Origin of the sequence: Nocardia sp. NPDC051052 (assembly GCF_044456045.1) — a bacterium.
GTDB lineage: Bacteria > Actinomycetota > Actinomycetes > Mycobacteriales > Mycobacteriaceae > Nocardia.
In genome coordinates this window covers 235,513-258,548 of sequence record NZ_JBITFL010000004.1, presented here as the reverse complement: position 1 = coordinate 258,548, position 23,036 = coordinate 235,513, and the positions used below count along the sequence as shown (strand labels likewise).

The 23,036-nt window shown below is 67.4% G+C and carries 22 protein-coding genes and 2 tRNA genes; 9 read left to right on the top strand and 15 right to left on the bottom strand.

What is annotated here, in order from left to right; genetic code table 11:
• Window positions 1-27: 27 nt before the first annotated feature.
• Both ACIBCN_RS15110 and ACIBCN_RS15105 read left to right on the top strand, forming a co-directional pair.
• Window positions 28-528, top strand: coding sequence for a PPOX class F420-dependent oxidoreductase (locus tag ACIBCN_RS15110; RefSeq protein ID WP_396992133.1), 501 nt, complete (start codon window positions 28-30; stop codon window positions 526-528).
• A gap of 153 nt (window positions 529-681) precedes the next feature.
• The gene (locus ACIBCN_RS15105) at window positions 682-888 is read left to right on the top strand and encodes a DUF5302 domain-containing protein (protein ID WP_396992132.1); all 207 of its coding nucleotides are present in this window, start codon (window positions 682-684) and stop codon (window positions 886-888) included.
• Window positions 889-1,210: 322 nt separating this feature from the next.
• On the opposite strand, the gene ACIBCN_RS15100 is transcribed toward ACIBCN_RS15105, so the two are convergent.
• From ACIBCN_RS15100 to ACIBCN_RS15085, 4 genes are all read right to left on the bottom strand, one after another.
• A tRNA-Glu gene (locus tag ACIBCN_RS15100) sits at window positions 1,211-1,283 on the bottom strand.
• A gap of 149 nt (window positions 1,284-1,432) precedes the next feature.
• A tRNA-Gln gene (locus ACIBCN_RS15095) sits at window positions 1,433-1,504 on the bottom strand.
• 134 nt (window positions 1,505-1,638) lie between these two features.
• Complete coding sequence (gene gltX / locus ACIBCN_RS15090) at window positions 1,639-3,111, bottom strand: glutamate--tRNA ligase (RefSeq protein ID WP_396992131.1); 1,473 nt, start codon at window positions 3,109-3,111, stop codon at window positions 1,639-1,641.
• A gap of 48 nt (window positions 3,112-3,159) precedes the next feature.
• Window positions 3,160-3,936, bottom strand: a complete 777-nt coding sequence (locus ACIBCN_RS15085) for a fumarylacetoacetate hydrolase family protein (RefSeq protein ID WP_396992130.1) — start codon at window positions 3,934-3,936, stop codon at window positions 3,160-3,162.
• A gap of 205 nt (window positions 3,937-4,141) precedes the next feature.
• Between ACIBCN_RS15085 and ACIBCN_RS15080 the strand changes: the two genes are divergently transcribed.
• Both ACIBCN_RS15080 and ACIBCN_RS15075 read left to right on the top strand, forming a co-directional pair.
• Complete coding sequence (locus ACIBCN_RS15080) at window positions 4,142-5,332, top strand: MFS transporter (protein ID WP_396992129.1); 1,191 nt, start codon at window positions 4,142-4,144, stop codon at window positions 5,330-5,332.
• A gap of 301 nt (window positions 5,333-5,633) precedes the next feature.
• Window positions 5,634-6,242 (top strand): TetR/AcrR family transcriptional regulator, encoded by a 609-nt coding sequence (locus ACIBCN_RS15075; protein ID WP_396992128.1) that lies wholly within the window; start codon window positions 5,634-5,636, stop codon window positions 6,240-6,242.
• 12 nt (window positions 6,243-6,254) lie between these two features.
• Here the strand turns inward: ACIBCN_RS15075 and ACIBCN_RS15070 are convergent, their stop codons facing one another.
• From ACIBCN_RS15070 to serA, 3 genes are all read right to left on the bottom strand, one after another.
• Window positions 6,255-6,857 (bottom strand): Uma2 family endonuclease, encoded by a 603-nt coding sequence (locus tag ACIBCN_RS15070; RefSeq protein WP_396992127.1) that lies wholly within the window; start codon window positions 6,855-6,857, stop codon window positions 6,255-6,257.
• Between the two features lie 157 nt (window positions 6,858-7,014).
• Window positions 7,015-8,022: a 3-isopropylmalate dehydrogenase gene (locus ACIBCN_RS15065; RefSeq protein WP_396992126.1), complete on the bottom strand. Its 1,008-nt coding sequence runs from the start codon at window positions 8,020-8,022 to the stop codon at window positions 7,015-7,017.
• A 59-nt stretch (window positions 8,023-8,081) separates the two neighbouring features.
• On the bottom strand, window positions 8,082-9,680 hold the full coding sequence (gene serA, locus ACIBCN_RS15060; RefSeq protein WP_396992125.1) for a phosphoglycerate dehydrogenase: 1,599 nt from the start codon (window positions 9,678-9,680) through the stop codon (window positions 8,082-8,084).
• A 146-nt stretch (window positions 9,681-9,826) separates the two neighbouring features.
• On the opposite strand from serA, the gene ACIBCN_RS15055 reads away from it, so the two are divergent.
• Both ACIBCN_RS15055 and ACIBCN_RS15050 read left to right on the top strand, forming a co-directional pair.
• The gene (locus tag ACIBCN_RS15055; RefSeq protein WP_396992124.1) at window positions 9,827-10,381 is read left to right on the top strand and encodes a TetR/AcrR family transcriptional regulator; all 555 of its coding nucleotides are present in this window, start codon (window positions 9,827-9,829) and stop codon (window positions 10,379-10,381) included.
• 73 nt (window positions 10,382-10,454) lie between these two features.
• Window positions 10,455-12,173, top strand: coding sequence for an alpha/beta fold hydrolase (locus ACIBCN_RS15050; RefSeq protein ID WP_396992123.1), 1,719 nt, complete (start codon window positions 10,455-10,457; stop codon window positions 12,171-12,173).
• 678 nt (window positions 12,174-12,851) lie between these two features.
• Here ACIBCN_RS15050 and ACIBCN_RS15045 read toward each other — a convergent pair.
• Window positions 12,852-13,736 carry a LysR family transcriptional regulator gene (locus tag ACIBCN_RS15045; protein ID WP_396992122.1) on the bottom strand — a complete coding sequence of 295 codons (885 nt, stop codon included), beginning with the start codon at window positions 13,734-13,736 and terminating at the stop codon, window positions 12,852-12,854.
• Between the two features lie 117 nt (window positions 13,737-13,853).
• Here ACIBCN_RS15045 and ACIBCN_RS15040 point away from each other — a divergent pair, with 117 nt between their 5' ends.
• A complete protein-coding gene (locus ACIBCN_RS15040; protein WP_396992121.1) occupies window positions 13,854-15,065 on the top strand; it encodes an MFS transporter in 1,212 nt (403 codons plus the stop codon).
• 48 nt (window positions 15,066-15,113) lie between these two features.
• Window positions 15,114-15,923 (top strand): DNA polymerase beta superfamily protein, encoded by an 810-nt coding sequence (locus tag ACIBCN_RS15035; protein WP_396992120.1) that lies wholly within the window; start codon window positions 15,114-15,116, stop codon window positions 15,921-15,923.
• 8 nt (window positions 15,924-15,931) lie between these two features.
• Here ACIBCN_RS15035 and ACIBCN_RS15030 read toward each other — a convergent pair whose 3' ends face one another.
• The gene (locus ACIBCN_RS15030) at window positions 15,932-16,426 is read right to left on the bottom strand and encodes a winged helix-turn-helix transcriptional regulator (RefSeq protein ID WP_396992119.1); all 495 of its coding nucleotides are present in this window, start codon (window positions 16,424-16,426) and stop codon (window positions 15,932-15,934) included.
• Between the two features lie 117 nt (window positions 16,427-16,543).
• Between ACIBCN_RS15030 and ACIBCN_RS15025 the strand changes: the two genes are divergently transcribed.
• Window positions 16,544-17,185 (top strand): dihydrofolate reductase family protein, encoded by a 642-nt coding sequence (locus ACIBCN_RS15025; RefSeq protein WP_396992118.1) that lies wholly within the window; start codon window positions 16,544-16,546, stop codon window positions 17,183-17,185.
• A gap of 72 nt (window positions 17,186-17,257) precedes the next feature.
• On the opposite strand, the gene ACIBCN_RS15020 is transcribed toward ACIBCN_RS15025, so the two are convergent.
• The 6 genes from ACIBCN_RS15020 to iolC all read right to left on the bottom strand — a co-directional run bounded on the left by ACIBCN_RS15020 (window position 17,258) and on the right by iolC (window position 22,928).
• Window positions 17,258-17,461, bottom strand: coding sequence for a cold-shock protein (locus ACIBCN_RS15020; protein ID WP_054814460.1), 204 nt, complete (start codon window positions 17,459-17,461; stop codon window positions 17,258-17,260).
• A 142-nt stretch (window positions 17,462-17,603) separates the two neighbouring features.
• Complete coding sequence (locus tag ACIBCN_RS15015; protein ID WP_396992117.1) at window positions 17,604-18,032, bottom strand: putative immunity protein; 429 nt, start codon at window positions 18,030-18,032, stop codon at window positions 17,604-17,606.
• Window positions 18,033-18,217: 185 nt separating this feature from the next.
• Window positions 18,218-20,059: a 3D-(3,5/4)-trihydroxycyclohexane-1,2-dione acylhydrolase (decyclizing) gene (gene iolD, locus ACIBCN_RS15010; protein WP_396992116.1), complete on the bottom strand. Its 1,842-nt coding sequence runs from the start codon at window positions 20,057-20,059 to the stop codon at window positions 18,218-18,220.
• Window positions 20,056-20,943, bottom strand: coding sequence for a 5-deoxy-glucuronate isomerase (gene iolB, locus ACIBCN_RS15005; RefSeq protein WP_396992115.1), 888 nt, complete (start codon window positions 20,941-20,943; stop codon window positions 20,056-20,058). Before iolB ends, iolD begins: the two co-directional genes overlap by 4 nt.
• A gap of 118 nt (window positions 20,944-21,061) precedes the next feature.
• The gene (locus ACIBCN_RS15000) at window positions 21,062-21,979 is read right to left on the bottom strand and encodes an aldolase (RefSeq protein ID WP_396992114.1); all 918 of its coding nucleotides are present in this window, start codon (window positions 21,977-21,979) and stop codon (window positions 21,062-21,064) included.
• Window positions 21,980-21,989: 10 nt separating this feature from the next.
• Window positions 21,990-22,928, bottom strand: coding sequence for a 5-dehydro-2-deoxygluconokinase (gene iolC / locus ACIBCN_RS14995; RefSeq protein WP_396992113.1), 939 nt, complete (start codon window positions 22,926-22,928; stop codon window positions 21,990-21,992).
• Between the last annotated feature and the right edge of the window lie 108 nt (window positions 22,929-23,036).

The window sequence follows — 23,036 nt, the reverse complement described above, 5'->3', positions numbered from 1 at the left end:
CTAGAAAACACCTTCTAGAGTAGGCCCATGGGAGTCAACCAACGGGCACAGATCGTCATGTCCGACACCGAGATCAGCGAGTTCCTCGAGCGCAGCCGCGTCGCCACCCTGGCGACCCTCGGCCCCGACGGCAGACCGCACCTGACGGCCATGTGGTACGCGCTGATCGACGGCGAACTCTGGTTCGAAACCAAAACCAAATCCCAAAAAGCCGTCAACCTGCGCCGCGACCCCCGCATCACCTGCATGATCGAGGCAGGCCAAACCTACGATCAGCTGCGCGGCGTCGCCATCGAGGGCCACGCCGAAATCATCGACGACCCCGAAAAGCTCTACGCCGTCGGCGTCGGCCTCTGGGAGCGCTACACCGGCCCCTACAGCGAAGACGTCCGCCCCATGGTCGAAACCATGCTCCACAAGCGTTCCGCCATCCGCGTCGTCCCCGACCGCGTCCGCAGCTGGGACCACCGCAAGCTCGGCCTCCCCCAGCTCCCCCTCGGCGGCACCACCGCCCACCCCCTCGACTGACCTGCCTATGCGTTGCGCCACAGCCCTCCCGACGCGCCCCGATATCGGCCTGACATCACCCCCGCCGACGACTAACGTCGAACCGTTCGACACCAATCGGCCGGCCCGCCGCCCGCAAGGCGCGACCCCGGCCGCCACCACGAGGAGACGGCGATGACGGAATCTGATAGTTCCCACGGCTCAGGCACCCCCGAGGCCACCAGCGCCGAAGATGTAAAGCGCAAGTTCAAAGAGGCCCTCGACCGCAAAAACCAGCACAACGCCCGCACCGCCGACCACCTCGACGGCCGCTCCAAGGGCGCCAACGCCACCCACGGCAACGCCAGCACCAAGCGCGAATTCCGCCGCAAGAGCGGATAGCAAAAGAGACGAGAAGGCCCCCCGGTCACCAGACCAGGGGGCCTTCGTCGTACCCGGCCGAGGGCACCTTCGGAGCGAATCGAGCCAGCCGATGGCCCAAGCAAAAGCCAGGAAACGAGAGCTCCCCCGCATACCTACCCACATGCGCGCCGGGGGCGAAGCCTCCCGGCCGGGGGCGAAGCCTCCCGGCCGGGGGCGAAGCCTCCCGGCCGGGGGTCCGGGGGCGCAAGCCCGCCGGGCGGGGTTTGGGGGTTGCACCCCCAAAAAACACGCGGAACCAGAAAAGGCCCATGCCCCATGGGCATGAGCCTTGTATCTGGTGTAGCCCCGACGGGATTCGAACCCGCGCTACCGCCTTGAGAGGGCGGCGTCCTAGGCCGCTAGACGACGGGGCCAGGACTGCTTCTCGTTTGCATGAGGAGCACCTTTGGTTGATCTTTCGATCAGGAGGCTCGGCTAGCTTAGCTGGCCGGAGCGTGGCGACCAAATCGCCAGCTGCTGTGTTGATTTCGGCCGCGGGCCGATCTCTACAGCAATCTCTCCGCTGGGGTACCAGGACTCGAACCTAGAATGGCTGAACCAGAATCAGCTGTGTTGCCAATTACACCATACCCCAATGACCAGGCGTTTCAGCCTCGCGTCTGGGTGACTGCGAGGCCTTGTTCCGAGCCGAGAAGAAGAGTACCAAACCGCTATGGGTTAACTACAAATCGCCTGGTCAAAGCCATGTTTTCGGCCGATTCCGGAGTTTCAGGAGGCGGCCGACCACTCTTGTGCGGAGCGCAGCCGGGCCAGGGTGGTGTCGCGGCCGAGCAGTTCGAGCGACTCATACAGTGGCGGGCTGATGTGCGATCCGGTGACCGCGACGCGCACGGGCGCGAATGCCTTGCGTGGTTTGAGGCCCAGATCTTCGATCAGCGCGGTTTTCAGCGCCTCTTCGATAACGGGGGTCGACCACTGCGTCAGCGGCTCCAGCGCGGCAATAGCGGATTGCAATACCTGATTTGCTTCCGCACCGAGATTCTTGGCTCCCGCGGCGGGGTCGATCGCAAATTGTTCGGCGGGCGCCAACAGGAAACGCAACAGTTCCCAAGCGTCGGACAACACGACGATACGGGTCTGCACCAGTTCGGCCGCCGCGGCGAACATCTTCTCATCGATTTCGGCGCCGATATGACCGTGCTTGGTCAGGTACTCGCGCAGTCTGTTGCTGAAATCACCCGGTTCCAGCAATCGGATGTGCTCGGCGTTGAGCGCGTCCGCCTTCTTCTGATCGAATCGGGCCGGATTCGAATTTACTTTCGATATGTCGAACGCGGCAACCATCTCCGCCATGGTGAACACGTCGTGGTCGTCGGCGATGCTCCAACCGAGTAGTGCCAGGTAATTCAGCAAACCCTCGGGGATGAATCCGCGATCGCGATGGACGAACAGATTCGACTCGGGATCGCGCTTGGACAACTTCTTGTTGCCCTGTCCCATGACGAACGGCAGGTGGCCGAACTCCGGCGTGAAGTCGGCGATGCCGATGCGGCGCAGGGCACCGTAGAGGGCGATCTGGCGCGGGGTCGAGGAAAGCAGGTCCTCACCGCGCAACACGTGGGTGATCTTCATCAACGCGTCGTCGAGCGGGTTGACCAGCGTGTACAGCGGGTCGCCGGTGCCGCGGGTGAGCGCGAAGTCCGGCACGGTGCCCGCCTTGAAGGTGGTTTCGCCGCGCACCAGATCGTGCCAGGTGATGTCTTCGGCGGGCATCCGCAGCCGAATCACCGCGGGGCGCCCGGCATCTCGATACGCCTCGATCTGCTGCGCGGTGAGCTCGCGATCGTAGTTGTCGTAGCCGAGCTTCGGGTCGCGTCCGGCCGCCCGGTGGCGCGCCTCGACTTCCTCAGGCGTGGAGAAGGATTCGTAGGCCTCGCCGGCCGCCAGCAAACGCTGGACCGCGTCGCGGTGCAGATCCTTGCGCAGCGACTGGCGATACGGCTCGTAGGGGCCGCCGACCTCAGGGCCCTCGTCCCAGGTGAGGCCGAGCCAGCGCAGCGCGTCGAGCAGCGCGCGGTAGGAATCCTCGGAATCCCGTGCCGCATCGGTGTCTTCGATGCGGAACACGAATTTTCCACCGTGGTGTCGGGCGTAGGCCCAGTTGAACAGCGCCGTCCGGATCAGGCCGACGTGCGGCGTCCCGGTCGGTGACGGGCAGAAGCGGACCCGTACTTCAGTCATGGCTCTCTTTCGACTAGCTGACCGTTTCGAGTGACCTGCAAGCAGTCACTAGCGGTTCTTGGCGGCAACGGGATTGATGAGGGTTCCGATGCCCTCCACGGTCACGGACACCTGCTGTCCGGCCTGTACCGGACCGACGCCCTCCGGCGTTCCGGTGAGGATGACATCGCCGGGCAGCAGCGTCATCACGGCGCTGACCCATTCGATGAGCTTCGGAATGTCGTGCAGTAGAAGCGAAGTGCGGCTGCGCTGGCGGACTTCGCCGTCGAGCTCGGTGACGATCTCCAGATCCGAAGGATCCAAGGAGGTTTCGATCCACGGGCCGAGCGGGCAGAAGGTGTCGTACCCCTTGCCCCTGGTCCACTGTCCGTCGTGGCGCTGCTGATCACGGGCGGTCACATCGTTGGCGACGGTGTATCCGAGCACCACGTCCAGCGCGCGGGCGGCGGGCACGTCTTTACACGGGCGGCCGATGACGACGGCGAGCTCGCCCTCGTAGTCGACCTGAGAGGAGCTGGGCGGCAGGATGATCGGGGCGTTCGGCCCGATGATCGAGGTGTTCGGCTTGAGGAAGATCACTGGATCTTCCGGTGCGGGCCCGCCCATTTCGGCCGCATGCGCCGCGTAGTTCTTGCCGATACAGACCACCTTGCTTGCCAGGATGGGCGCGAGCAGGCGCACATCGGCCAGCGGCCAGCTCCGCCCGGTGAACGTCGGCGTACCGAACGGGTGTTCCGCGATTTCCTTCGCGATGCTGTCGCTTCCGTCCCCCTCGATGCTGACGAACGCGACCCCATCGGGACTGGCTACTCGACCTAGACGCATGCCGGGCAGTCTATCGACCGGCTTTCACCTGCTCGAACGCGCCCGACCGAGCGGTACACCCGGCCGCGCCCCGCCGATACCCGCCTGCTGTGAGCAGTTCGACATCCGGCCGCCGAAATCCACTTGCCCTTGCGGTGTAACGTGAGCCGCACTGTTCATCCAATGGGAATTGATTCCCAAATAATGAGATACAGAGGTGAGACCGATGGCTACCACTACACAGCTCGATGAGACTCGACGGTGGTCCATGCTCGGTCTCGGCGTCTTCGCGCAAGCCGCGAGCGCGGTCTTCGTGAACGGCGTCGCCTTCCTGTTGCCCGCGCTGACCGATCGCGGCCTGCCGCTGGCCACCGCGGGACTACTGGTGGCGATGCCCACACTCGGCCTGGTCTGCACGCTGATCGCCTGGGGCTACGTGGTCGATCGGATCGGCGAGCGCAAGGTGCTGATCGGCGGGCCGCTGCTGATGCTGATCGCCGGCGGCGCCGCGGCCGCCGCGACGAACGACATCGCTTTGGGCGCACTGCTGTTCCTGGGCGGCGTGGGTGCGGCGAGCACCAACGGGGCCAGCGGCCGCCTCATCGTCGGCTGGTTTCCGCCGCATCGGCGCGGGCTGGCCATGGGAATCCGGCAGACCGCCCAGCCGCTCGGCGTCGGCGTCGGCGCGCTGGCCGTGCCCGCCGTCGCCGCGACATACGGTGTGCCCGCGGCGATCTTGGTTCCCGCGGCGATGGCGGGCATCGCCGCGGTCGGCGCGCTGATCGGCATCATCGATCCGCCGCGTCCCGCGGGCACCACCGCCGACGATGCGGCGTTGCGCGCCAATCCTTATCGCGGCGATACGACGTTGTGGCGCATCCATGCCGTCTCTGTGCTGCTCGTCATACCGCAGGGCACAGTGTGGACTTTCGCACTGCTGTGGCTGCACCGCGACGTCGGCTGGTCGTTGGCCGCGGCCGGAATTCTGGTCACCGCCACCCAAATCCTGGGTGCCGCAGGTCGAATCGGCGTAGGCGCCTGGTCCGACCGGGTCGGCAGCCGGTTGGGTCCGTTGCGCACCGTGGCCATCGCGGCGGTGTTGTCGATGGCCGCACTGGCTTTGGCGGCCTGGACCCACATGTGGTGGGCCGCAATCCCGTTGCTGGTCGTCGCCTCGGTGCTCACGGTGTCCGACAACGGTCTCGCCTTCACCGCCGTCGCCGAAATCGCCGGTCCCTATTGGAGTGGTCGCGGACTCGGCATCCAGAACACTGGACAGAATCTGGCGATGGGCGCGGTCCCGCCGGTGTTCGGCGCGCTCATCAGCGCAAGCGGTTTCGCCGCCGCCTACCTACTGGCGGCAGCGCTGGCCATCGCCGCCGTCCCCCTGGTCCCGACCGACCGTCGGTCCCAATAACCGCCTGGCCCTGCTGGATTGACGCCCGCTCCGCACGCCGGAGCGGGCGTCCTTTGCCGGATGCGTCGGACGAGAATTGCGGGTTCACGCCGGGAACGACTAGGACACAACACTTTTGGTACGACAGCACCATTCAGCCCACTGGACAACTCCAACCACTGAACCGCGCACCCCGCCGGCGACGACCGCGATAAGACTGAAGCACGATCGAGTCAGCCATCCGCAGACCATGCCACTGTTGGCGACACGCTGTCGCCAACGAGTACAATAGAAACATTCCGTCGCTATCACCAGGAGTGCGATGCCGAGGATCGACGCACCAACCGTCGCCGAACACCGGGCGAACCAGGAACGCGCGCTGCTCGATGCCGCACGCATGGTGTTGCTGAAGAGCGGTCCGCAGGCGGTGACACCCGCCACGGTCGGCGCTGCTGCCGGGCTCGCCCGCAGCAGCGTCTACAAGTACTTCCGCTCCGGCGACGAAATCCTGTTCCGCATCGTGGCGGACGCGCTGATGGAATGGGGCGAGCGCGTGCGCGACACGGTCGAACGCGCCGAGACCCCGGCGGGCCAGGTCGAGGCATACGTGCGAACCACCCTGGCATTGGCCGCAGCTGGGGCGCACCGCATCGTCGTGCTCGGCAGTGCCATTCCCCGCGACGAGGCGGCCCGCCGCGATCTCGCCGACGCACATCACGACGCGGCCGCGCCACTGCGGGCGGCGCTCATCGCCCTCGACACCCCGAACCCGGACCTGACGGCCGATCTCATCGACGGCGTACTAGGCCGTGCCGTCGAACATCTCGACGCGGGCCGCCACCACGACGAGATCGCCAGGGAGACAATCGGATTCGTCCGCCGTGCGGTCGGCCTCAACCATCGCCCGAATCGCCACCACGGCATGGGATAACCGCGAACCTGCTCAAACCGCGAGCAGCGCAGCGGGATCGAAGGTGACATGGAACGGGATGTCGGCGTCGACGACCGCGTCGAAGACGCTGCCGGAACAGACAGCGGGATCGGCGCCATACCCGCCGTCACCCAACACCATCCGATGCAGCACGACCTCGGGCTGATGCTCGACGATCCAATACTGTGGAATGCCGACCGCCGCGTACTCGCGCACCTTCCGCACCCGGTCGGTACGTTCGGTCCCGCTGCCCGGTGCGATCACCTCGACCGCGAGCCGCACCTCGGATCCGGGAATCCGCTTCGGCACCTCCGCGACCACGGCGGCCCTGGCGACTTCGCGCGGAATCACCATGATGTCGGGCTTGCGCACCCCGCTGCGCGTGCTGACCTCCCAGCCGCCGCCGACACAGAGATGAACGGCGGCTCCGACGGCGCCGGCATCGATGAACCGGCCGAGCCGTTGCGTCACGTGATTGTGCCGAGCCCCGCAGGCCACCTCGACCAGCCAGCCGTCCTCGAGCTCGAAACCCTTGCCGCCGCCTGGCACATCACGCAGGTCCAGCCCGGCATACGGACCGACCGGCGATCTCCCGTTCCCGCGCTGCGCACTCACCGAACCTCCGTCTCACCAGGTAAGTCCGTCGATGGGCGGCAGAGTGCGGCACACGTTATGGACTCAGTCCATGGTTTACCACCCCACGCGCGTTTCACACGTGGCCATCGGTCCCGCGCCGGAGTTTGCTCCGGCCCGGGACCGATGCCGGTTTCGCTCAGACGATGGCGGCGATACGGTCGCCGACCTCGACCGTCGACGCCGCGCCCGCGCGTGACGCTAGATCCTTGGCGACGGCGGATTCGATGCGGGCCGCGGCCTCGGCATTACCGAGATGGTTGAGCAGCAACGACACCGACAGGATCGCGGCGGTCGGATCGGCCTTGGACTGGCCCGCGATGTCGGGGGCGCTGCCGTGCACCGGCTCGAACATGCTCGGGTTCACCCCGGAGGCATCGATGTTGCCGCTGGCGGCCAGCCCGATGCCACCGCTGACAGCGGCCGCGAGGTCGGTGATGATGTCGCCGAACAGGTTGTCGGTGACGATCACGTCGAATCGGCCCGGATCGTTCACCAGGTGGATGGTCGCGGCATCGATGTGCTGATAAGCCGTTGCGACATCAGGGAATTCGGCCGCGACCTCGTCGACGGTGCGCTGCCACAGCGAACCGGCGAAGGTGAGCACGTTGGTCTTGTGCACCAGCGTGAGGTGCTTGCGGCGGGCCTGCGCCTTCACGAAGGCGTAGCGCACCACGCGCTCGATGCCGAAGCGGGTGTTGGTGCTGACCTCGGTCGCCACCTCGTGCGGCGTCTCGACCCGAATCGCGCCGCCGGTGCCGGTGTACGGACCCTCGGTGCCCTCGCGGACCACCACGAAGTCGATGTCGGGGGTGCCGGCCAGCGGGCTGGTCACACCGGGGAACAGCTTGGACGGCCGCAGATTCACGTGATGATCCAGCGCGAACCGGGTGCGCAGCAGCAGCCCGCGCTCGAGCACACCGCTCGGCACCGACGGATCGCCGATCGCGCCGAGCAGGATCGCGTCGTGCTGCTTCAGCTCCGGCAGCACGGACTCCGGCAGGATCTCACCGGTCGCGTGGTAGCGCTTGGCGCCAAGGTCGTACTCGGTCTTCGCGACGCCGGGCTGGACCACGTCGAGCACCTTCAATGCCTCGGCGATGACCTCGGGCCCGATGCCGTCGCCGGGAATGACAGCAAGCTTCATTGCAACGCTCCGTTGTTCATCGGGGGCGCGCCCAGCCGTGGGCGCGCCCCCGTACGCGATCAGAACAGGTCGACGACGACGACCTTTGCGGCGCCGACGGATTCGGCGATCGCGGCCGCCACGGCGTCGGGCACCTCACGGTTGACCCGCAAGATCACCGTGGCGCCTTCCTTGTCGACGTCCTGGCTCAGCTGCGCGGCGAGGATGTCGATGCCCGCCTCGCCGAGCTTGGTGCCGATCTTGCCGAGCGCGCCCGGCTTGTCCTCGTAGTTCAGCACGGCCATGTTGACGCCCTCGGCGCGCATGTCGTAGTTGCGGCCGTTGATGTTGACGATCTTCTGCACCTGCTGCGGCTCGGTCAGCGTGCCCGCCACGTTCAGGGTGCGGCCGTCGCCGAACACCGCGCGCAGGTCGACGACGCTGCGGTGGCTCGGGCTGTCCGGCACGGTGTTCACCTGCGCGGTGATGCCGCGCTCCTTGGCCAGGGCCGGCGCGTTGACGAAGGTGACCTGGTCTTCGACCAGCGCGGAGAAGATGCCGCGCAGCGCCGAAAGTTCCAGCACCGCAACGTCGTGCGCCGCGAGCTCGCCGCGCACCTGCACCTCGACGCTGACCGGCAGTTCGTCGGACAGCGCACCGAGCAGCGCACCCTGCTTGCGCACGATGTCCAGCCACGGGGCGACATCGTCGTCGACGCTGCCGCCGGTGACGTTCACCGCACCGGGCACGAATTCACCGGCAAGCGCGAGCAATACCGACTTGGCGACATCGGTGCCCGCCCGGTCCTGCGCCTCGGAGGTGGACGCGCCGAGGTGCGGGGTCACCACAACCTGCGGCAGCTCGAACAGCGGGCTGTCGGTGCACGGCTCGGTCTCGTACACGTCCAGGCCGGCGGCCCGCACATGACCGGACTTGATGGCATCGGCCAGCGCCTGCTCGTCGACCAGGCCGCCGCGCGCGGCGTTGACGATGATGACGCCCGGCTTGGTCTTGGCGATGGCCTCCTTGCCGATGATGCCCTTGGTCTCCGGCGTCTTCGGCAGGTGCACCGAGATCAGGTCGGCGCGCTCGAGCAGTTCGTCCAGGCTGAGCAGCTCGATGCCGAGCTGGGCGGCGCGGGCGGGCGAGACGTAGGGGTCGTACGCGACGATCTTGGTCTCGAAGGCGGCGAGCCGGGCGGCGAACAGCTGGCCGATGCGGCCGAGGCCGACCACGCCGACGGTCTTGTCGAAGATCTCGACACCGTTGAACTTGCCGCGCTGCCAGGTGTGCTCGCGCAGCGTGGCATCGGCGGCCGGAATCTGCCGCGCGGCCGAGAGCAGCAGTGTGACCGCGTGCTCGGCGGCGGTGTGGATGTTCGAGGTCGGCGCGTTGACGACCATGACGCCGCGCTCGGTGGCCGCGGGCACATCGACATTGTCGAGGCCGACGCCGGCCCGGGCGACGATCTTCAGGTTCTTGCCTGCCGCGAGCACCTCGGCGTCCACCGTGGTCGCGGAGCGCACGAGTAGTGCGTCGGCGTCGGGGACAGCGGCGAGCAGAGCCGGGCGGTCGGGGCCGTCGACCCACCGAACCTCGACTCCGTCACCGAGCGCGTCGACGGTCGACTGGGCAAGCTTGTCGGCGATCAGGACAACAGGACGGCCTGCTTGGCTCACGGTGGAGTACTCCTGGGGAAAGGGGTCGGCAATTACCGCCGATCAGCTTAGTGGGCGTCGTTTCGGCATGTTCTACCCCCTGGTAAGGCGGCCGTCGTCAGTATGCCGCATTGGTCAAAATATGAAGACCGGTCTACAGTTACCGCATGGGTGCCAAGGGAACCGAGACGCGCTGCCGACTGATCAGTGCCACGCGTGGACTGGTGGAGAAGCACGGATACTTCGGCGCAGGCCTCAACCAGATCATCGAGTCCAGCGGCGCGCCGCGCGGTTCGCTGTACTTCCACTTCCCCGGCGGCAAAGACCAGCTCGTCGCGGCGGCGGTGGCCGAGGCGGGCAACGAAATCTCGGCGCTGATCGACGCGGTCGAGCCCGGCGGTACCGCCGCGGCGGCGACCAGTCTGCTCACCGCGTTCGGCGATCGACTGGAAGCCTCCGACTGGAATCAGGGCTGCCCGGTCGCCACGGTCACCCTCGATGTTTCGGCGACGAATGACGTGATCCAGGCCGAATGCGCGGCCGCGTACGCGAGTTGGGAAGAGGCGCTACGGATTCGGCTGCGGGCCGACGGACGTTCCGACGCGCAGGATTTGGCCGCCGCGATTCTCGCGATGATCGAAGGCGGCCTGCTCTTGGCTCGTGCGCAGCGCAGTCGTGCGCCGCTCGAGCGGGTGGCGCGCACGATTCGCGCGCTGCTCTGAGCTGAGTCAGTGGTTGTGCCAACAGTTTTCGCAGGGCTACTGAATATGTAGACCGGTCTATTAAGGAGATTTCATGTCCCACAGCATCGTGCTCGGCGCCGCCGGGTTCATCGGCCGCGCGGTGGTTGCGCAGCTGCTCGAGCGGGGCGAATCCGTCGTCGCGGCGGTCCGGCCGGGCGGCGAGGAACGGCTCACCGCCTGGTTGCGGGTCGGCGCCGTCGATCAGACCGGGCTCACCGTTGTCCCTTGCGATGTCACCGCGAAGGATCTCGGCTTGCCCGGCGACCTCGAGACCACCGACCTCCGCGACGTCTACAACTGCGCGGCGCGCTTCGCCTTCGGTCTCGGGAAGGACGACGCGTACGCCGTGAACGTCACCGGCGCGCTCCACGTGCTCGACTGGGCCGCGGCGCTGCCCGCCCTGCGTCGCGTCGTCCACATCACCGGCTATCGGATCACCGTCGAGGATTCGAGCGAACAGCATTACGACAGAGGGGCTTACGGCGCGTCCAAGTTCGAGTCCGATCCGATGCTGCGCAGGCATGCGGCCGAGCGCGGCATACCGCTCACGATCGCGAACCCGAGCAGCGTGCTCGGTCCTGGCCAATACGTCGGACTCGCCGGCATCGTCGATGATCTCTGGCACGGCAGACTCGCGGCGATCCCCGGCGGTCGCGAAACCTTCGTTCCGATAGTCGATCTGGACTACTTCGCGACCTTCCTGATCAGCCTGCCGGGCCAGGACGACACGGCGGGACGGTCCTTCACCGTCCTCGATCCCCGAACCCCGGTGCTGCCGGACCTGATTCGGATGCTCGCCGGGCATCTCGGCGTGCGCGCCCCGCGGTTCTCGGTTCCGGTCAGCGTGATCGAGAAGCTGCCGAGGTCGCTGACCGGCGCCGATCCCGAGTCGCTTCCATTCATCGCCGACGATCGGTACGACACCACCGCCGCGGATGACGTCGCGCGCGCGGCCGGAATCACCATGCCGCACGCCGAAACCGTCCTGCGCACCTGGGCCGATCATCTGGTGTCGAGCAGGTTCGGCGCCGTCGAGGCGGATCCGACTGCCGGATTCGTCGACGGCACTTGGGTTTCCGGAGATCGGGAGCATCCGGACTATGTCCTGCTACCCGGCTTGCCCGTCGACAGTGCGTCCTGGACCGAGGTACGGGCCGCTCTCTCGGCACCGAGCCTGGTGGCCGACCTGCCCGGGCTGGGTCGATCCGCGCCCGGCGAGATCGATGACGTACTACCGCGATTGATGAGCTCGGTACGCAGTCGTCCGGTATTGGTGGGCCATTCGCTGGGCTGCGACCCGGTGCTGAGATACGCCGCCGCACACCCGGATCGGATCTCGGGCGTCGTCCTGGTGTCGCCCGCGTTCCTGCAGCCACGGACCGGGTGGCTCCCGCGTTCTCCGCTGGCCGCCGTGGCATTGCGGCGAATGTCGGCCGCCGCCTTGGCAACACGGCTCGGCATCCCCGCAGGGCCCGCGGTCGACAGCGCGGCGGACAACTTGCGCAGGCCAGGGGTAGCGGCACGCACGACCGCCGCGCTGCGCCAGGCGAGTGCGCCCGAACGGCGAAACGAGTTGGCCGACCTGCTGGCGCGGGTGGCGGTGCCGGTCCGGATCATCGCGGGCACGCAGGACCCGCTCTCGGTGACCGTGCCGCACGGGCTGGCCGTGATCGAGGGCACGGGTCACTACCCACAGCTGACCCACCCCGCACGGGTCGCGGCCGAGATCGCACGGGTCGGCGCCCACCCGATCGACGCGACGGCGCGTTAGCGAAACGCGGAGGGCCCCGCACCACCCGGTGCGGGGCCCTCTCCGGAATCGCGCTCAGTGGGCGCGAGACCCGGTCGATCAATCGACCATCACGTTAAAATCAGCGGCCGCCGAAGGAGCCCGTCCACAGGGTGTTGAGGATTCCGTGGAAAGCGGCACCGAAGGTGTCCAGGAAACCGCCGAGGGCAGCGCTACCGGTGTCGATGATAACGGGGATCATTTAAATACCTCTTCATTGAAAGACAATCCAGTCGTACTGGCTGACACAAGACTCATCGGCGCCCGAACATGGACGGTTACGAAATACCGGCATTTAGTGATGCAGGTTACAGTCACATCACGAAGAACACCTGGTCAGGTGACCATTAGGGGTAGGTGCCCAGAGAACCAGGGGCTTGACCACGAGGTATGCCCTCAACGGGTGCCGCATGGGGCCAACGCGCGATAAACATAAAGATCTTCTAAGAAATCGATCGCAAGCGGATAAGACTCGCAAGACTCGGACATTTCAGACAGGGACGGCTCAACGTGTAACAACCGTCCGAATTTCTCGATTGCCTCTCATAGAAGGTGGCTTATGCGCATCGCCGCAATACGCAGTCGACAGTAATCCGGGTCGGCAACATCAGTGCGGGATAAACTTGGCGCGCACTATATTTCGCCGACCCGCAATGGCGATCAACCCACAGCGGCGACAGCTCGCGAAAAGGCCCGCACCCGGGTGGTTTCCCGGTTGCGATGCCAGACCAAGCCCAGTCGCGAATGCGCCAACCCGGTCACCGGCACGAAGTTGACCTCCGGCCGATCATGGAACACCGCGGTCGGGTGACACAGCAGCATCGCGCCCTCGCCTGCCGCCACCAACTCGATCCCCTCCCACAGGGTGCCGACGGCGGGACCGGCCGGAACGGGCCGCCCGCCCGGAGTGACATCCACCGACTGCGCCCGCCGCCAGTAGTGCGGCGCGGGCCCGTGGACGCCGATCAACGAGAACTCGGCCAGCTCTTCCGGCGACAGACTCGTCCGCGCCGCGAGCGGATGCCCCTTGTGCACCGCCAGCATTTGCGGCTGCTCCGAAAAGACCTGTCCAAGAACAAGATCGCTCTCCCCCATCGGCAAAAGCACCACCGCGATATCCACCTCACCGCGCTGCACCGGACCGAACGGATCGGCCAACGGGATCTCGATCACCTCGGTGACGCAGGCGGGGAACCGGTGCTCGAACAGTGCGAGCGCCTCCGTCAGGTTCTCGCCGGACGATCCCTGGACGCCGATGCGCAGCACCCCTTCCGTCCCGCGAGCGGCGGCCTTGACGTTGTCCACCGTGGCACGCAACGCCGCGTAGGCCGGCCCCAGGTCGGCCAGGAAGTCCTGGCCGAGCGGCGTCAGGGTCACCTTGCGGCTGGTGCGCTCGATCAACCGCGCGCCGACCCGCTGTTCCAGCGCGCGCAGCAATTGACTCACCCGGCTCTGCGAGACGTACAGCCGTTCCCCCGCCCGCCCGAAATGCAGTTCCTCGGCGAGGACGAGGAAAACCTCCAACTCGCGTACCTCGAGACTCATGACTCCGCCTCGCCGCGCTCGCTCATGGGCTCCCTCTCCAGCGTCGATGAGTTCAGCTCATAGAACGATGAGACCTTCGCCGTTGTTTCCGCCCGGGATGATCAGTTGGCTGGAGCCATGACACAGGTTCAAGGAATCGCGAGTCCAGCACCGGCAGCGCGCGATTCGGCGCTGCGCGGCTGGCTCGGCGTCGTGGCCGTGACCGGGGCCACCTTCACGGCCGTCACCTCGGAAATGCTTCCGGTCGGATTGCTCACCCCGATCAGCGGCACCTTGCGGGTCACCGAGGGTGCGGCGGGGCTCTCCCTGACCGCCACCGGCCTGGTCGCCGCCTTCTCGGCACCGCTGATCACCGCCGCGCTCGGCCGCACCGACCGCAGGCTGGTGCTCTGTGTGCTGCTCGCGGTGCTGACGCTCGGGAATCTCGGCGCGGCATGGGCGCCGAACTTCGGCGTCATGATCGGGGCCAGGGTGCTGATCGGCATCGGCATCGGCGGGGTGTGGGCGATCGCGGCGAGCATGGCGGCGCGGCTGGTACCGGCGCGGTCGATCGGGCCCGCCACCTCGCTGGTCTACAGCGGCGTCGCGGTGGCCTCGGTGATCGGCGTCCCCGCGGGGACCTACCTCGGCGCCATCGCCGGGTGGCGTGCGGCCTTCCTCGTCGCCGCCGGTCTCGCGGTGGTGGTGCTTGTCGCCACCGCCGCACTGCTACCGAGATCGACTGTTGCCCAGGCGGTTCCGCTCCGCGAGGTACTGAGATTGACCCGCAGGCCCCCATTGCGTACCGCGCTGGTGGTTGTCGCGTTCCTGGTGACCGGACACTTCGCCGCCTATACCTACATCCGTCCGCTGCTGGAGAAGGTGACTGGCGTCGGCGCGAGCACCATCGGCACCCTGCTCCTGGTGTACGGAATCGCCGGTGTGCTCGGCAATTTCGGCTCGGGCACCGCCGGCGTCCGCAGCCCGCGCCGGACGCTGATCACGATCAGCATCCCGCTGGCCGGCGCCGTGCTGCTGATCCCCATGCTCGGGGGCTCGCTTTGGCTCGCCGTCGTGCTGATGGTGGCGTGGGGTCTGTCCTACGGCGGCGTGTCGGTCACCACGCAGAATTGGGTCTTCGCCGCCGCACCCGATGCACGAGAGGCGGCGTCCTCGTTGAACGCGGGCGTCTTCAACGCCGCCATCGCCCTTGGCGCATCGGTCGGCGGACGCACCGCGGACGCGTTCGGCGTCACCTCGGCCATGTGGCTCGGCGGCGCGCTGGTGCTCGCCGCACTGACGATCGCTGCGGCAAGCCGCTCGTCGGAAGCCTCCAAGCTGCGGAGATAGCGAAAAACCAGGTGCGGTGTCGATCATGGGGGACCTAGCATCCATGGCATGGCCCTACGCGCGATCCCCGCTTCGATGGACCCGACGGTGGTCGGGTCCATCGACCTCGAGCTGGCCGGCATCGAGCGCGAGCGCCGCGTCTCGATTCGGCTCGCCATCGAAAGCGGCAGCCGGGCTTGGGGTTTCCCGTCACCGGATTCCGACTACGACTGCCGGTTCGTCTATGTCGCGAACCTCGATACCTATCTGTCGCCGTGGCGCACCCGCGACGTGCTCGAGACGCCGCTGTCCGGGCTGCTCGACGTGAACGGCTGGGACCTGGCCAAGGCGCTGCGCCTGCTGGTCGCGGGCAATGCCGTGCTCATCGAATGGCTGATGTCGCCGATCGTGTATCGCGGTGACAGCCGGTTCCGAGACGACTTGCGCGCCTTGGCCGATCAGGTCGCCGACCGCCACCGAGTGGCCAGGCACTACCTACATCTAGGCGGCAAGCAGTGGGAGTTGTTCGACCGCAACCGATCACTGAAGAAGGTCTTCTATTCGTTGCGCCCGGCAATGGCTTTGCGCTGGCTACGCGAGCACCCCGGTGTGGCGGTCGCGCCGATGCACCTGCCGACACTGATGGCCGAGTCCGACCTGCCCGCCGATCTTGTTGCGGCAGTAGCGGAGTTGACCGAGCTCAAGTCGCGAACCCGCGAAATGGGCAGCGGGACAGTGCCGATGCCGATCGCCGCGTTCATCGAGTCCGAATTCGAGCTGGCCGCAGCCGCTTTCCCGAAGACGGTGGATCCGGATCTCGACCGGGCCAGGAGTCTCACCGCCGAGTTCTTCCGGGCCGAGGCCACCGCACAGTCGTAACCGCGCATTTACGATTCGGCGACGGCCGCCGCGTACGCCTGCGCCAGCCGGTGCGTCGCGGTCGGCCGGTCCGGGTCAGGGCGGGGAATGCCGAGATGGGACTCGCGCAGCTCGTCCATGAACTCCGCCCACAGTTCGGGGCCGCCCTCCTCGAGCAGTTCGGCCCGCACTCGCAACTGCTTGGTGGTCGGCCGGTGCCGCAACCCCCACGCGCCGAGGTGCGCCAGCACCGGCACCAACTCGATGGCAGGCTCGGTCAGCCGGTATTCCGCCTTCTGACCGGGCCTGCTGTCCTCGCGACTGAGCAGACCCGCCGCGACCAGCCGTTTCAGCCGGTCGGACAGGATGTTCGAGGCGATTCCCTCCTCCGATCCGGCGAGCAGCTCCCGGAAATAGCGCCGGTTGCCGAACATCACGTCCCGCAGCACCAGCAGGGTCCACCGATCGCCGATCACCTCGATCGTCGCGTTGATCGGGCACCCCGAGCGTCCCACTTCGCGCATCTACCGCTCCTTCGCCGCGAAACCGATTCGAACTTCTGCTTGCAATATACAACCAGTTGCGCTTAGTCTCTACGCAAGCGATTGCAAACTGCAAGCAGTAGAGAGAAAGACGGCATCATGGCGAAGCTCCGCGTACACAACCTGGCCATCTCACTGGACGGCTACGTCGCCGGACCGAACCAAACCTCCGACAACCCGATCGGCGAAGGCGGCATGGGCCTGCACGAGTGGGTCTTCGCCACCCGAACCGGCCACGACTGGTCCGGCACCGAGGGCGGTGAGACCGGCATCGACGACGATTTCATCAAGGCGGGCGCTGTCGGTGTCGGCGCAACCATCATGGGCCGCAACATGTTCGGCCCGATTCGCGGCGAGTGGCAGGACGAGGAATGGCAGGGCTGGTGGGGCGACAACCCGCCCTACCACCACGACACATTCGTGATGACCCACCACCCCCGGCCGTCGCTGCCGATGGAAGGCGGGACCACATTCCACTTCGTCGACGACACCCCGGAGGAGGTGTTGCGGCAGGCGTTCAAAGCTGCCGACGGCAAGGATGTCCGGTTGGGCGGCGGCTCATCGGTCGTGCGCCAGTTCCTGCGGGCGGGTTTGGTCGATGAGATGCACCTGGCCGTGGTGCCGATCCTGCTCGGCGGCGGCGAGCGACTCTACGACGAGCTCGGCACGCTGCCCGGCTACGCGATCAGCTCGGTGGTCCGCTCCGCCGCGGTCACCCATGTGGTGTTCACCAAGGCGTAAGACGCCCCTGAAATGGGGAAAGACCCCGCACCATGCCGGTGTGGGGCCTTTCAAAGCTTAGGAGCGATCAGATCAGAGGACGCGAACGTCCTGCGCCTGCGGGCCCTTCTGGCCCTGGCCGATCTCGAACTCCACGCGCTGTCCCTCATCGAGGGACCGGAAACCCGCGCCGCTAACGGCCGAGTAATGCACGAAGACGTCGGGGCCTCCGCCGTCTTGCGCGATGAAGCCGAAGCCCTTCTCGCTGTTGAACCACTTCACAATGCCCTGAGCCATTTCATACCTTCTGTAGACGAGCCAGATTCTGCCAAATGGAATGGCCTGGTCTCGTGATCAACGATGCCATGATCCGACGAATTTCTCCACATGTTCCTCGGTCAACTGTGAGCAAAACAACGCTGACGAGGCAATGTTGTCTTCACCTCCCATGCTCTGACAGGCCAAGATCCGGGAAAACCACCCGGAACAGGCGTTCAGGTACCTGAGCTTCCTGCCAGGCGCGCTCGTCGTCCCCCTCCGACGAATCCGCCTGTGCCGCCTGCACCGCGTAGTTCGCCGCATGCACCGCGTGGCCCGCGGCATGCGCGGTCGCCGCCGCGTGCCCGGCCGACCGCGCAGCGGAACCGGCCGCGCCGTCGGTCTCCCGGGCGGAGTCGTGAGCGGCGAACGCGGCCTTGCGCGCCTCGGGCATCGTCAGGTCGCCGCGCACCCAGGCGCGGGCGGCCTCGATCGCCGCGGCCGGTCGCGCGTCGCCGGGGCGCGCGCGCTCGAAAAGCGGCAGCACGTGCTCGGCACACGCCGCCGCCCACAGCGCCAACGCGGTGTGGTCGACCCGGTTCAGGGTCACCGGCCCGCTCTGCTCGCCTCGGTCCGCACAGGCCTTCCCCTTCTCGACGCAGGTAGTCGCCGATGCTCGGCCACGTCCCAGTTATCTTGTGCCGCAAAGGCCATCGCTACCAGCGCACTAACGCGCCGTTAAGTCATCCTACGACTTTCCGCCGTATCGTGCAGCCCCCACGTCGTGTCTCGTATTCAGGGCCGCAGGTAACGCACCTGGCGCGGCTTCGCCTCGTCATGGGCGGCGCGACCGGCCAGATACTCGGGAACACCGACCTCCCACCAGGCGCCCGCCTCCGTCCAAGACGACGGCTTGGTGCGGATCACCAGCACGGCCGGGCGGGATTCGCGGACCGCGGTTTCCCGGGCTTCGGCGTAGGCACCGCGGAATTCGTCGAGATCGGCGGCGGTGAAGACGGCGCAGCCCAGCGCGCGGGCGTGCGCGGCGAAGTCCACTCGCGGCGGCTCGTCGTGGGTACTGCGGCAATCTGCGTAGAAGTTGTTGAACGGTGCGCCGCCTTGCCCCTCCTGCAGGCGGGCGATCACCGCGTAACCGTCGTTGTCGCAGACGACCGCGACGAATGGGTGGCCCGCGAAAGCCGCGGAGAACAGTTCGGAATTCAGCATCAGATACGAGCCGTCGCCGAGCATGGTGGTGACCACGCCGCCGGGGTGCGCCATGGCCGCGCCCCACGCTCCCGCGAGTTCGTAACCCATGCAAGAGAATCCGTATTCGACGTCCATGGTGGGTGTACCGCCCGCCGCGCGCCAACCGCCGACGAGTTCGCCCGGCATGCCGCCCGAGGCGGTCATGACGTAGTCGTTCGGTGTGCTGAGCTCGTTGACGATGCCCACGACCTGGGCGTAGCTGGGGGTGCCCGGAGTGTGGGCGCGCAGCTTGTCGATGTGGGCATCCCAGGTGCCGCGCTGGGCGGCGGCGCGTGCGGTCCATTCGGGTTCGACGCGCCACGTCTGGGTACGTTCGGCCAGGTCACGGACCGTGGCGTCGGCATCGCCGACTATCGCCAGCGCACCGTGCTTGACCGCGTCGAACCGGGCGGCGTTGATGGTGACGAGGCGGACCTCCGGCGCGAAAACGGTCCACGAAGCGGTGGTGAAGTCCTGCAGCCGCGTGCCGACGGCCAGGACCAGGTCGGCCTCGGCGGCCAGCACGTTGGCCGAGGTCGAGCCGGTGACGCCGAGCGGACCGGCGTAGAGCGGGTGGTCGTGCGGCACCAGGGTGCGGCCCGCTGTCGTCTCGACGATCGGAATGCCATGGCGCTCAGCGAATTCCAGAGCGATGCCGGCCGCACCCGAGTAGCGGACGCCGCCGCCGAGGACGAGCAGCGGCCGCGTCGAGTCGCGCAGCGCAGCGGCGGCGTCGGTCAGCGCGCGCTCGTCGGCGCGTGGACGCAGGATGCGGTGGACGACCGGCTCGAACAGCGCGTCGGGGAAGTCGTAGGTCTCTGCCTGCACGTCTTGCGGCAGCGCGAGGGTGACCGGGCCGGCCTCGGCCGGGTCCGTGAGCACCCGGACCGCCTGGGGCAGCGTGGAAATCAGCTGTTCGGGGCGGGTGATTCGATCGAAATAGCGGCTCACCGCGCGGAAGGCGTCGTTGACCGTCGCGGTCGCGTCGCCGAAGTGCTCGACCTGCTGCAGCACCGGATCGGGTGCGCGCGTGGTGAAGGTGTCGCCCGGAAGCAGTAGCAGCGGAAGGCGATTCGCGTGCGCGACGCCCGCGGCGGTCACCATGTTCAGCGCGCCGGGGCCGATCGACGAGGTGGCCACCCCGATCTGCCGACGATGGGTCGCTTTGGCGTACCCGACGGCGGCCAGGGCCATGCCCTGCTCGGTATGCCCGCGCCAGACCGGGATTTCGTCCCTTCGCTCCTGCAGAGCGGTGCCGAGGCCGAGTACGTTGCCGTGCCCGAAGATGCCGAAAACGGCAGGGAACAACGGTACTTCGCGGCCATCGAGGGTCTCCGAGCGCTGGGCGACCAGCCAGGCCACCAACGCCTGTGCCGCAGTCAGTTTCATCCGAGCCGTCCTTTGTGGTTGGTGACCGGGCAGCGCGGGTCGAGGGGTTCGTCGTCCCAGCTGCCGCGCACCCAGGTATGCGCCGGGTCGTCGCAGAAAGCCATCGAGCGCTCCGCGGCCGGACCGGCGAGCACGTTGAGGTAGTACATCGGGTAGCCGGGCGCGGCGATGCATGGGCCGTGGTAGCCGTGCGGGACCAGAAAAACGTCGCCGCCGCGCACCGCCACGTTTTCGTCGAGGGTGCCGTCCGCGGTGTAGGTCCGATGCATTCCGAATCCGTCACGTGACGGATTAATGCCGTCCCGGCCGGCGATCCGGAAGTAGTAGATCTCCTCGTTGACGACCTCGCAGTCGCTCGCCTCGTCGTGCTTGTGCGGCGGGTAGGAGGACCAGTTGCCGTCCGGGGTGATCAGTTCGCAGGCGTTGAGTTTGTCGGCGTGGTCCCAGCTGCCGGGGACGCCGAAGTTGGTGACCTGGCGGGTGGCTTGCCCCGCACCGCGGATGTCGACCGGAACCTGTTCGGCGGGACCGTATTTCGGATCCAGGCGGTTCGTACAGCGTGCCATGGGGAGCGCGAGCTCCACATCACCCTCGGCTACCAGCTCGACATGCGCGTCACGCGGGACGTAGGCGAAGTCCGTCACGCGGGTGAAAACCGAGTCCCTGCCGGACAATTCGAACGTCATGCCGTCTACGCGCACTGTGCAGGACCCCGCCAGGGGCAATACGAACGCCTCGAACTCCCCCGTCTCGAGCGTCCGGGCCGCACCGGCGCGCAGGTTCAGCACCCGCAAGCCCGTGTAGGTCCACCCGGCGTCTTCCGGGGTGAGGTGGACCGAATCGCCACTGCCGCTGAGCGTTCCCGCCGGTCGATGCAGCTTCATCGCGCTCCTCCGTTTCGGCCGGTGGCCGCCGACCCTGAGCCGAGCGCCGCCCAGGTTGCGCCGCGATGATTCGTGCGCGGCGAACGGCCAATGCCGACGTCCACGAGGCGGCTGTGGCTCATCGGGTCTCCTTCAGCATCTTGGCCGCCGCATCCACCGCGGTGCCGACGTCGCCGTCGGGCGGGTAGAGCAGGGTTCGGCCGACTACCAGGCCGCGGACCACGTCGTGGCCGAGAGCGCCGTCCCAGTACGCGATGTCGGCGACCTGGTCGCCGGAAGGGGCGCCACCGAGGACGACGACCGGCAGAGTCGTCGCATCGAGGACCGAGATATCTTCCGGGGCAGGGATCTTCAGCCAGGTGTAGGCAGAGGTGACGCCGAGACCGGAGGCGACCGTGATGGCACGGGCCAGTGAGGCCGCGTCCTTGCTCATCACCAGGACACCGGATTCGTCGCGGTGGTACGGCAGTGGCTCGACCATGGCCATCAGTCCATTGGCCGCGAGCTCGGAGACCGCCTGGGCGCAGGCTTGCAGCGTCGGCACCGTGCCCGCGTCGGAATCGACAAGGCGCAGCAGCATTTTGCCGCCATCGAGGCGGAATCTGGCGAGCGAGTCCGCGTCGTATCCGGTGAAGCGGTCATCGATCTCCCACTCCGCGCCCGCCAGTCCGCCGCGGTTCATGGAACCGATCACGACCTTGTCGTCCAGGGCGTCCAGCAGCAGCAGTTCCTCGACCACGTCCGGCGAGCCGAGCACGCCGTCGACGTCCGGGTGGGCCAGCGCGATCAGCAGCCGCTCCAACAGCGCGCGCCGGTCCGCCATCGCGGTCAGGTCCGAGCCGACCCCGAGGGCGCCGCGGGCCGGGTGGTCCGCGGCGATCAGGAACAGGGTGTCCTTGTCCGCCAGCAGGTTAGGGCGCCGGACCCGTTTCGCATATGCCCGCTCGACCGCCGCCGGGTCCGTCGCGCGGACGCGCAGCAGCTCGCGCCAGCGTTCGTCGGTCAAATGCACCGTAGTTCCTCCAATTTTGTGCATGCCGGCCGCTTCAGCGGCACAGCAGTTCTTCGATCTCCGAGTTCGTCGGCATGGCGTCCGCGCACGCCAACCGTGACGCCACCAGAGCGCCGGCGGCATTCGCGTAGGTGGCGATGCGGTGCGGGTCCCAGTCCGAGAGCAGGCCGTGGACCAGCGCACCACCGAAGCCGTCACCGGCCCCGAGTCCACACACCACCTCGACGCGGCACGGTGGCACCGTCCAGCGTTCGTACTCGGTGGCGACGAGCACGCCCTCGGCGCCGCGCTTGATCACCGCGAGACGGACGCCGCGAGCCAGCAGCCGGTCGGCGGCCTCGTCGGGATCGGCTGTGCCCACGGCGACTTGGACCTCGGTGCGGTTGCCGACGACCACGTTGACGTGGTCGACCATCCAGCCGATCTCGGATCGGGCGGTCTCGGCGTCCGGCCAGAACATCGGCCGGTAGTCGAGGTCGAGCACGGTGTGCCCGCGCCGGTCGCGCCGTTCGAGAATCCTGCGCTGGGTGGTGCGTCCAGGCTCGGCGCTCACCCCGGTACCGGTAACCCACAGCAGCGGAACCGAATCCACCAGATCCCACGGCACCTCGTTCTCGGTGATAGTGAGATCCGGCGCGAGGGGCGCGCGGTAGAACAGCAATGGCGGGTCGGCAGGCGGGTTCAGTTCGCAAAACACCACCGGCGTCAGCAGATCCGGCGCAGTGGAAACATACTGCGGCGATACACCGAAGTCCGCCAACGCCGTTCGGACGTAGTCGCCGAAACCGTCAGGGCCCACCTTCGTCAGCACCGCGCTGCGGCGACCGAGCCGGGCGGCCGCCACCGCGACATTGGTCGCGGTGCCGCCGAGGAACTTCGCGAACGACTGCACCTCGGCCAGCCTGACACCGCTCTGCTGCGGGTAGAGATCGACTCCTACCCGCCCGATCGTCAAGGCTTCCACACCGGTCATCGCACCGCCCCCCGTCGAGGCACGGCGACCGGTCGTTGCCTTAGATCTGGTCCACATCGCTCGGCACCGAGAGCGTCGTGCCGAAGCGGTCCAATGCGGCTCGGGGAC

Bases quoted from the DNA above. Each gene is read 5' to 3' on its own strand.
- ACIBCN_RS15110 (WP_396992133.1), top strand. From the start codon at position 28: ATGGGAGTCAACCAACGGGCACAGATCGTCATGTCCGACACCGAGATC.
- ACIBCN_RS15020 (WP_054814460.1), bottom strand. From the start codon at position 17,461: ATGGCTCAGGGCATTGTGAAGTGGTTCAACAGCGAGAAGGGCTTCGGC.
- ACIBCN_RS15045 (WP_396992122.1), bottom strand. From the start codon at position 13,736: ATGAGTCTCGAGGTACGCGAGTTGGAGGTTTTCCTCGTCCTCGCCGAG.
- ACIBCN_RS15065 (WP_396992126.1), bottom strand. From the start codon at position 8,022: ATGAAGCTTGCTGTCATTCCCGGCGACGGCATCGGGCCCGAGGTCATC.
- ACIBCN_RS15000 (WP_396992114.1), bottom strand. From the start codon at position 21,979: ATGCACAAAATTGGAGGAACTACGGTGCATTTGACCGACGAACGCTGG.
- ACIBCN_RS15085 (WP_396992130.1), bottom strand. From the start codon at position 3,936: ATGCGTCTAGGTCGAGTAGCCAGTCCCGATGGGGTCGCGTTCGTCAGC.
- ACIBCN_RS15040 (WP_396992121.1), top strand. From the start codon at position 13,854: ATGACACAGGTTCAAGGAATCGCGAGTCCAGCACCGGCAGCGCGCGAT.
- ACIBCN_RS15055 (WP_396992124.1), top strand. From the start codon at position 9,827: ATGGGTGCCAAGGGAACCGAGACGCGCTGCCGACTGATCAGTGCCACG.
- iolB (WP_396992115.1), bottom strand. From the start codon at position 20,943: ATGAAGCTGCATCGACCGGCGGGAACGCTCAGCGGCAGTGGCGATTCG.
- ACIBCN_RS15075 (WP_396992128.1), top strand. From the start codon at position 5,634: ATGCCGAGGATCGACGCACCAACCGTCGCCGAACACCGGGCGAACCAG.
- gltX (WP_396992131.1), bottom strand. From the start codon at position 3,111: ATGACTGAAGTACGGGTCCGCTTCTGCCCGTCACCGACCGGGACGCCG.
- ACIBCN_RS15030 (WP_396992119.1), bottom strand. From the start codon at position 16,426: ATGCGCGAAGTGGGACGCTCGGGGTGCCCGATCAACGCGACGATCGAG.
- iolD (WP_396992116.1), bottom strand. From the start codon at position 20,059: ATGAAACTGACTGCGGCACAGGCGTTGGTGGCCTGGCTGGTCGCCCAG.
- iolC (WP_396992113.1), bottom strand. From the start codon at position 22,928: ATGACCGGTGTGGAAGCCTTGACGATCGGGCGGGTAGGAGTCGATCTC.
- ACIBCN_RS15080 (WP_396992129.1), top strand. From the start codon at position 4,142: ATGGCTACCACTACACAGCTCGATGAGACTCGACGGTGGTCCATGCTC.
- ACIBCN_RS15035 (WP_396992120.1), top strand. From the start codon at position 15,114: ATGGCCCTACGCGCGATCCCCGCTTCGATGGACCCGACGGTGGTCGGG.
- ACIBCN_RS15050 (WP_396992123.1), top strand. From the start codon at position 10,455: ATGTCCCACAGCATCGTGCTCGGCGCCGCCGGGTTCATCGGCCGCGCG.
- ACIBCN_RS15105 (WP_396992132.1), top strand. From the start codon at position 682: ATGACGGAATCTGATAGTTCCCACGGCTCAGGCACCCCCGAGGCCACC.
- ACIBCN_RS15025 (WP_396992118.1), top strand. From the start codon at position 16,544: ATGGCGAAGCTCCGCGTACACAACCTGGCCATCTCACTGGACGGCTAC.